Annotated in this window: 7 protein-coding genes and 1 pseudogene; 1 reads left to right on the top strand and 7 read right to left on the bottom strand. The window is 44.7% G+C overall.

Going from position 1 to position 8,825, the window contains the following annotated elements; translation table 11 throughout:
• Nucleotides 1–96: 96 nt before the first annotated feature.
• Entirely contained in the window at nucleotides 97–2,049 is a 1,953-nt protein-coding gene (locus tag KNQ15_RS17050) for an acyltransferase family protein (protein ID WP_353048922.1), read from the bottom strand.
• Between the two features lie 266 nt (nucleotides 2,050–2,315).
• Nucleotides 2,316–2,990 carry a 5'-methylthioadenosine/S-adenosylhomocysteine nucleosidase family protein gene (locus KNQ15_RS13060; RefSeq protein ID WP_214729756.1) on the bottom strand — a complete coding sequence of 225 codons (675 nt, stop codon included), beginning with the start codon at nucleotides 2,988–2,990 and terminating at the stop codon, nucleotides 2,316–2,318.
• A 169-nt stretch (nucleotides 2,991–3,159) separates the two neighbouring features.
• On the opposite strand from KNQ15_RS13060, the pseudogene KNQ15_RS13055 reads away from it, so the two are divergent.
• Nucleotides 3,160–4,143, top strand: a pseudogene (locus KNQ15_RS13055) (beta-ketoacyl-ACP synthase 3).
• Nucleotides 4,144–4,189: 46 nt separating this feature from the next.
• Here KNQ15_RS13055 and KNQ15_RS13050 read toward each other — a convergent pair.
• The 5 genes from KNQ15_RS13050 to KNQ15_RS13030 all read right to left on the bottom strand — a co-directional run bounded on the left by KNQ15_RS13050 (nucleotide 4,190) and on the right by KNQ15_RS13030 (nucleotide 8,722).
• Entirely contained in the window at nucleotides 4,190–4,720 is a 531-nt protein-coding gene (locus tag KNQ15_RS13050; protein WP_214729755.1) for a GNAT family N-acetyltransferase, read from the bottom strand.
• Between the two features lie 62 nt (nucleotides 4,721–4,782).
• Entirely contained in the window at nucleotides 4,783–5,253 is a 471-nt protein-coding gene (locus KNQ15_RS13045) for a DinB family protein (RefSeq protein WP_214729754.1), read from the bottom strand.
• 126 nt (nucleotides 5,254–5,379) lie between these two features.
• The gene (locus KNQ15_RS13040; protein ID WP_214729753.1) at nucleotides 5,380–6,192 is read right to left on the bottom strand and encodes an ankyrin repeat domain-containing protein; all 813 of its coding nucleotides are present in this window, start codon (nucleotides 6,190–6,192) and stop codon (nucleotides 5,380–5,382) included.
• Nucleotides 6,193–6,324: 132 nt separating this feature from the next.
• A complete protein-coding gene (gene galU, locus KNQ15_RS13035; RefSeq protein ID WP_035408354.1) occupies nucleotides 6,325–7,191 on the bottom strand; it encodes a UTP--glucose-1-phosphate uridylyltransferase GalU in 867 nt (288 codons plus the stop codon).
• A 34-nt stretch (nucleotides 7,192–7,225) separates the two neighbouring features.
• Nucleotides 7,226–8,722: a glycosyltransferase gene (locus KNQ15_RS13030; RefSeq protein WP_214729752.1), complete on the bottom strand. Its 1,497-nt coding sequence runs from the start codon at nucleotides 8,720–8,722 to the stop codon at nucleotides 7,226–7,228.
• Between the last annotated feature and the right edge of the window lie 103 nt (nucleotides 8,723–8,825).

The following is an 8,825-nucleotide window of genomic DNA, read 5'->3' as shown; positions in this document are numbered from 1 at the left end:
TTTTTCGTCATAGAACAAGGCCCTCGAAACGACTACACGTTTCGAGGGCCTTTCGTTTGTGAAACTGAGTTATGTCCCAGCCTCGTTTTACATATTTTATTCGTCCGTTGCTAATTTTTCTGCGAGGACCTCGTTGAGCTTTTTGTTGAACATCGGAGCAAAACTTTCCGCATACGTATTCGTCATATGGCTGTTATCGCGATAGATGACGACATTGCCGATAACGGGACGGTACTCGCCTTTGACGTGGAAGTAACGCGTCAAATCCAGCTTATGGAGCGACTGGTTCGTTTTTTCGAATTGTTTCCAATACGCCTCATCCGTTTGATTCGGTTGTGCGTTCATCTGTTTCGTCGTGTCAGCGATGCTTGTCGTCTCCAGTGCCTCGAGTACGTTAAAATCGTATCGTGGATTGTCCCGGAGTGCTAGACCTTCGATTCCATACTCGTCCTTGACGAACTGCATCTGGTCGACCATTTGTTGATGGATGCTGTCTTTTGAAGCATCTGCTGTTACGTGTGAGATGATCAAATCAACATCGGCATCTTTCAAGTAGTTCAAGACATTCTGATTCCAGATCCCTTTTAGGGAGTCCGGTTCATATCCGGTTGAAAAACGTGTTCCTGACCGCGTCAGGTTGAGTAAACGGATGTCCGTCCCTTTGATTGCTTCATGTAAGGCACCGAACCATTGCTCTGAGTGCGAGCTACCGACGAGTGCGATCGTTGCTTTATACTCCTTCGTCTTCCCGTATTCGCCGACCTTCGCTTCCGTCTTTTGTAGCCCTTGGTTGCTACCATCCGTATGGACGAGGGGTAAGTCATTGAAGACGTTCGCATATGACGGGAATGGGTCTTGCTTCGGTACAGACAGTGCCTGTTCAATCGCTAAGGCACCCGGATATTTATCCTTACTAACGGCTTGTTTCAGCTCTTGCTCTTCCATATAAGCGAATCCGAGTAATGATCCGAGTAACAAAACGTTGACCGTCAACAGCGCACCTAATTTCTTGAACGCTGTCCGATTGACGGTTGAAGTCCGGATCGGTTTTTCAATCCATTCCGTCATCAGATACGATAAGCCGATCGACGAGACAATAATCAATGTGCCGACGAGCAGGCCAGGTGTTTGTTGGACGTTGTAGCGATAGAACTCAAGCAGTACCCAGTGCCAGAGATAAATCCCGAAGGCAATCCCCCCAAGTTTGACCATTGGTTTAGATCCGAGGAATCGTTTTAATCCGAACCGTGTCTCTTGCGTCCCTGATAACACGATCATCAAGGCGCATGTCATCGGCCAGAGTGCGATATAACCAGGGAACATTTGCGAGACATTAAACAGGACGCCGGTCGTCAGCAAACCGATCAGACCAATCCAGCCAATGATCGTTGCCACCCCTTTCGGAATAAGGATCGCCGATAAGTTCACGCATAACAAACTGCCTAAGGAGAATTCCCAGACCCGTGTCGGCGTAATGAAATACGCCCATGGCTGATTGACTTCAGTCAGGTAGATCGAGTACGCGAGTGACGTGACGAACAAGAATCCAAGCAGACCATTGAGGACGGCTTTAATTGACCGAATCTGATATTTGTTCATCATCCATAAGATGAACGAAAACAAGACGAACCAAATCATATAAAACTGCCACTGGATCGATAGTGCCCAAAAATGTTCGACGGGTGACTTCATTTGCGTCGCGTCCAAGTAATCAGTACTTGAGACGGCGAGTTGCCAGTTTTGATAAAAGAACATCGAGGCGATGACTTCACGAATCGTTTTACCGAGAATCGATGCTGGTAATAAAAACGTACTTAATACCAAGACGACACCTAAGATGAATAAAACCGATGGCAACAGTCGTTTCAGCAACTTTGTCACATACGGAAGGAACTTGAACTCTCCTGTCCGGTTGATCGTCGAGATGATTGATGTCGTGATTAAAAAACCCGAGATGACGAAGAAGACATCGACACCACCTGAGACACGATTGAACCAAATGTGATACATTGCGACGAGTAAGGCAGCTACCGTGCGTAGCCCTTCGATTTCTGGACGAAACCGGCTTTCAATATCAATCCGTTTCTGACCAGATACTTTCCATTCTTACATGCTTCTATGTCCCTCCATCTACTTCTACACCTACGAAACCTGATGATTGCAGCGCATTTCTTGTACAGTTCGGTATGTACTCACCATTTCGAGAAAACGTTTCCATTCACTATGATAGAACATATTTCAAAAAATACAATGCCAATGAACTATATTGCCGTAAGAAACTTGGAAAATATGTAAAGAAATGCATCGGGTGCAAATTACATTAGAAATCGATGCAAGTAGTCGTCAAAAATCCGTCGCATGACTTTCGGTGTGTTCTCGATATAGATCCGCATCTGTTCGACGTTTGCTTCGACAGCACCCTCGTTCTTCTCTTCTGTCGGAAAATCGGAGATGCCTTTGATGATGATACATTCGACAGCATTTTTCTGACAGATGTACGCGACAGCCCCCGCCTCCGTATCGGCAATCGTCAGACCGTTATCTCGCAGTTCGATATAGTCTCGCCACATGACGACAGCGCGATCAGCCGTTCCGATCGTTCCGAGATGAAAGTCGTTGCCATATTTTGAGACGTCGAGATTGACGATGAATGACGGTTTAATGAGTGGTTCAATCTCTTTGACCGTACAATCATATTGAACGGCACGATCTGGAACGATGATGTCAAGTACGTCGTACCTCGGGTCAATCCCGGCACACGTTCCGGCAACGATGACCTTCGTCAATGAGAAACGGAGGATCATATATTGATTCGCTCCGATGCCATTTACTTTTCGAACGCCTGTGCTGTAAAACAAGAGCGTTTCCCCTTTCATCTCGCGCGTAAAGTATTCACCATACGGATAGAAGATTCTTTCTTCAGGCGAGACATGAAAATATGCAATCGTCGCGTCGAACTCCCATGTGGTGGCGATGCTGATTCCAATCATCCTTCCTTACTCCTTTCGAGCATCCGCTAAAGACCGCTTTTTTTTTCATCTAATCGAATTGATGATGTGTACGATAAGTTATATTCCTTGTGTTTAAAAGAAAATTCGCTTAAATTAGTACCTAGTACTAAAACCAAGTATAACATCTTTTTACAGGGAGGAACCATTTATGACTGCATATCATGCTCGAGTAACAGCAATCGGCTCTTACGTTCCAAATCAAATCATGACGAACCATGATTTAGAGAAACTAGTAGAAACAAATGATGAATGGATAGTGCAACGAACAGGCATCAAAGAACGAAGAATCGCGGGTCAGACTGAATCGACAAGTGATCTTGCCTATCAAGCAGCCATGAATTTAAAACAGCGTTACAATACAGAATTTCAAGATGTTGATATGATCATCATCTGTACGATGACACCCGATTTTAAGACACCAAGTACTGCATCATTGGTACAAGCAAAACTCGGTATCAATCATGCAGGTGTAATTGATTTGAACGCCGCATGTGCAGGATTTACATACGGATTACACCTGGCGAACGGGTTAATTTCATCTGGTCTTCATAAAAAAATTCTCGTCATCGGAGCAGAAACACTCTCTAACATCACTGACTATGCCGATCGAAACACATGCATTTTATTTGGAGATGGTAGTGGAGCGGTTCTTGTGGAACGCGATGAAGTCCAGTCTGACTTTATTTCATTCTACTTGAACTCGGAAGGGGAAAAAGGAGCCAGTCTCTATTGCTCGAACTTGTCAAATCACTTGTTCGAAGATCCTATCATTCCCACTAATAAACTCATCCAAAATGGACGCGAAGTTTACAAGTAGGCGGTCAGCACGGTTCCTCGTGGAATGAAACAAGTAGTGGATCAGGCATCGATGACTTTGGATCAAATCGATTGGTTCATTCCGCACAGTGCAAACCTACGCATGATTCAATCGATTTGCGAAAAAAGTAATGTTCCTTTTGATAAAGCGCTTTACAGTCTCATCCATTTCGGAAATACCTCCGCTGCATCCATTCCCTTATCTTTAGATATAGGTGTTACCGAAGGGAAAATCAAAACGGGTGACTTGCTTCTATTATATGGATTTGGTGGCGGTTTGACACAAGCTGGATTACTAATGAAATGGAGTCTGTGATTCATATAAGGAGGAAGTACAGATGCATCGTACTTCCTCCTTGTTTTTAATTCTGATGACGGACAAGCGTGGTAATATCCAGCCATTCATATGCTTCATCTTTAACCGTGACATTCCCAAAACGACTCTGGCGATGATCTATGTATTTACCTCCGAGTCGTTTGTAAAATGCTCGTCCCGACTCGTTCTTTTTCATTACCCAAACCAGCATCGAGAAGACATCTGCTTTCAGGAAATGAGCAGCGATAGTCGCCATCAATTTTTTGCCGATCCCTAAGCCGTGCGCTTCAGGTAATATATAGAGGGCAGATAACTCTCCTATCCGTACTCCATCATCAGCATGAATCTGAGCTGCTGCGAATCCCACTGTGATTCCCTGTTCGTTCAATACCACATATAGGAACGTATCTTGTGAGGAATCGTTCAAAAACTGTGTCCATTTTTGTTCAGCTCGTTGAACCGAGAGTTGTTTCAAATATACATCGGGTACTAAACCGGCGTATGTCGTCCTCCACGTATCAACGTAAATTTTTGCTATTACCTTCATGTCTTTGGACGTGGCTAAACGTATATTCAAGAATTTCATCCCCCTAGCATCGGTAGCTCATAGTACTACCATTATTTTCTCATTCACCTACCTTAGTCCCAAACCCGCACACGCTCAATGTCTGCTGTTCTCAAATAATCGAGTAGCTGTCCTGTATGCACTGCTTCATGATAAGCAATTCGTAACAGCATATCACCAAGCGAACGGACATAACCTGATTCGGAACGATCAATCTGGACCATCGCTAAATCTGATTCCGGTAGTCGCCCGACATATGTCATGAATTCCTCCCGATAGACCTCCGCAAAGTCTAGCTCCTCTTGCACTGATACGAAGTCACGCCCTTCAAACGGAGACTCATACGACGATAGACTGCCTCCATTTTGTAAGGCTAAGTAATAATAATACTCGCTATCTAACACATGACGAATCATTTCCAAACACGTCATGGCGTTCTCATCCGGTTTCCAGTTCAGCTTATCTTCAGGAATCGAGCACCAGACTTTGATGCTTCTTCTTCTCACTTCATTTAAATTCCATACCATCCAATCTTTTGCGTTCATGATGTATCCTTCCTTTCGATGACGAATAAGTGTTCTCCTATCTCTATTTTGACAAAGCGATTTGAAAGTCCTTTTAAAAATAAAAACAGGAAGCCTCCGCAGATGTTTCCTGTTGTCGTCAATCGCTCACTTATTTTCTTCCTCAGACAATGCATCAATCTCTTTTTGTCTTAAAATCTCCGCAATCTGATGGTGGTCATTATCAAGTGCTGCACCACGTGCTGTCCGCCCGTCTTCATTTCGATGGAGTGGATCGGCTCCATAAGAGAGAAGTAAACGGACAATCCGTTCATAACCGTAAGCACTCGCTAAAGCAAGGACTGCCGTATCACCATCTGCGACGTTTTCCGCCTCGATATCGGCTCCCGCCTTTAGGAGTACTTTGACCGCTTTCGGATGATTATTCCCAACTGCCAGATACAGCGGTGTGAAACCGTCTAATCCGATAACATCAACCTCTGCTCCCGCTTCAAGTAACAGTTTGACTTTTTTAGCCTTGCCTTCTTGCGCTGCGTAATGTAGCGGCGTCACCCCAGCTCCATCATCGGTCCGTTGATGTAACAACTCCACATTCTGCGCTAGTTTCCGTAAGACTTTTTTATTGCCGGATCGCCCCGCTACTAAGTGAAGCGCTGAGAAGCCGTACTCATTTAAATCATGATGGGCACCCCGTTTGATCAATAGCAATGCAATGTCCGTCTTTTGATCATACAGCGCGATATGCAGCGGTGACATCCCGTCTTGATTTGGAAGATTCACATCCGCGCCATGATCGAGCAACAATTCGACGATCCGCAAGTATCCTTCCTGAATCGCCCAATGAAGTGCCGTAAACCCTTCTTCATCCAGTTCGTTCAGATCGTCACCACGTTCGATATACCGCATTACTTGTTTTCGTTTGCCTAAAAAAGCAGCATCTTGGATGGATCGTTTCGTCATGTCCGTTCGCCCCTTACCTGTTCCGTCGTTGTCCTCCTCATTTTACAACAACAACCTGATGTAATGCGCGAAAACCATCCTGAAGTATTCATTAAAAAACCACCCTGAAGTTTTTCAGAGTGGTTCACCTTTTTAGATGTCTAATGATTTAATGAAAGCTTTAAGCTCATCTTTCATCTCTGCATCTTTCAACGCATATTCGATCGTCGTCTTGACAAAGCCGAGTTTCTCCCCGACGTCATAGCGGTTGCCTTCGAAATCATACGCAAAGACTTGGCTATCCGCATTCAAGCGTTCAATCGCATCCGTCAATTGAATTTCGCCGCCTGCCCCTTCTCCTTGATTCGCAAGGTAATCAAAGATATCCGGTGTCAGCACATAACGTCCCATGATCGCAAGATTTGATGGTGCTGTCCCGTGTGCTGGCTTTTCGACGAATTGTTTTACATCATACAGTCGTCCGTCTTGTGAGACCGGATCAATGATGCCATAACGATGCGTATCTTCCGGACGGACTTCTTGTACACCGATGACCGATTTTTCCGTCTGTTCGTAGACATCCATCAATTGTTTGATTGCCGGATTGTCTGACTCGACGATATCGTCCCCGAGTAAGACTGCAAACGGTTCATTCCCGATGAATTGTTTTGCCGTCAGAATGGCATGTCCGAGACCTTTTTGTTCTTTTTGGCGGACATAAAAGATATTCGCGAGGTTCGTTGAGAATTGAACTTTCTCGAGCAATTCCGTCTTCCCAGAGTTCTCGAGCGTGATCTCGAGTTCTTTTTGGTTATCGAAATGATCTTCGATGGCTCGTTTATGTTTACCCGTGACGATGATGATATCTTCGATGCCGGCTTTTGCGGCTTCTTCGACGATATACTGAATCGTTGGTTTATCAAGTATCGGTAACATCTCTTTTGGCATTGCTTTTGTCGCAGGCAAGAAACGTGTTCCGAGTCCTGCTGCTGGAATAATGGCTTTCGTGATCTTTTTCATATCGTTCATCCTCTTCATCGTTCAAGTAGTAGATTTAGTTGTTCAATTCTTCTAGTAATCGTCCATAATTCTTTACAGCCGTCTCAAGGTACAGGGATGGCTTCGTCTCGACCCGCTCGAGTGGTCGTTCGACGAGTTGTACCATCGCTTGTGCGAAGGCTTCCATGTCATTGGCTGGAACGAGATATCCGTTTTCGCCATGGGCGATGATTTCGCGTGGTCCGTATTTCACATCATAGGAGATGACCGGACAGCCGACATTGATACTTTCCATGACCGTCAGCCCGAATCCTTCAAATTCACTCGTTAACAACGAGGCTTTTGATTCACGGAAAACTTCTGCCGGATTCGACGTAAAACCGTGGATTTCGATATCGTCCTGTAAACCGAGCTCCTCGATCAAGCGTTCCATCATCGCGAGTTGCCCTTGTTCATCCATGCCGTAAAGGACGAGTTTCGTCGCGTGACCCGACTGTTTGAAAAGTGCATAACTCTTGATTAAATGATCCATCTGTTTTTGCAGACCGAATCGACCGATGAAACAGAATTGATCTTTGACCTGTTCGCGTCGTTGCGCTTGTTCTGGAACGATGAAGTGCGGAATGATGGAAATCTTCTCTTCCGGGATATTATACCGTTCTAAGATGTCTTCTTTTTGATGATTCGTCAGGCTGATGAAACGTGTCACTTTATCGGACTCTGAGAACATCGTCGCGTACGATCCTTTGACGTTTGATCCGTCTAGATGCGAGTTATGGATGACCATGACCCGTTTGACGGCTGCTTTGATGTTGAGAATCGAGCGATCGAGTAAACGAGCATCGACGAATAAGACGTCGCCATCTTTAAACAGACGGTTGAAGTAGTATTCAAACAAATCCTTCTCTTTTTTGAACGCTTTGTACATTCTGCCATTCCGGTATAACTGAATCAAGATAAGCTTCGGGCGCGCCATTTCATTGTAGAACTTCTTACAATAAACATTGCCTTCCGAATCATATAGCTCTTCCATCATCTTTCCATGATGGACCGGCGAATAAATCGTCTTCCGGTGCAATTGACCGTAGACGTTATATTCCCAGCGCTCGACTTTTTTACGGGAAGCGTTCGTCATGAAATCCTCAAATTCGACGACTTGCGTTTCAGGGTAAAATTTACGGTAGAGGACATACTCATCTTCCTCATCATAATAACGAACGGCGTCACTGTTTTTTTTCTCGACGCTTTTCAATCCTTCGATTTCGTGCTCCGTTTCTTTGATGATCGGTTTGTTCCGAAAACGAGTCGTTGGAATACCTAACAATTTGTAATCTGATAGCCAATCGTAGATATTTTCAAATTGTACTTTCGGACCGACCTTCTCTTCTGTTCGGAACAATTCGTAGACTTCCATGTAGTTGGCATTGTAGTTCGTCGTAACGATTGTTGAACCGGCGCCAAGTTCTTGTTCCATGAGTGCGATTCGACTCAATAACGACTTCGTTCTACCACCGTGTTTTGGTGGTAATGTCGATGTTACCGTATACAGCATCTGTCATTACTCCCCTTCACCCTTCAAGATTGATCCCTGTTTTTTTCTGTGAGTTCAACCTATATATATAGCCGACTTTGCTTTTTCATAAACCTCTTGCGAT

Source organism: Exiguobacterium sp. s168 (genome assembly GCF_018619035.1).
GTDB lineage: Bacteria > Bacillota > Bacilli > Exiguobacteriales > Exiguobacteriaceae > Exiguobacterium_A > Exiguobacterium_A acetylicum.
The sequence above is the reverse complement of the archived record's forward strand: the minus strand, read 5'-3'. Positions and strand labels throughout refer to the sequence as shown.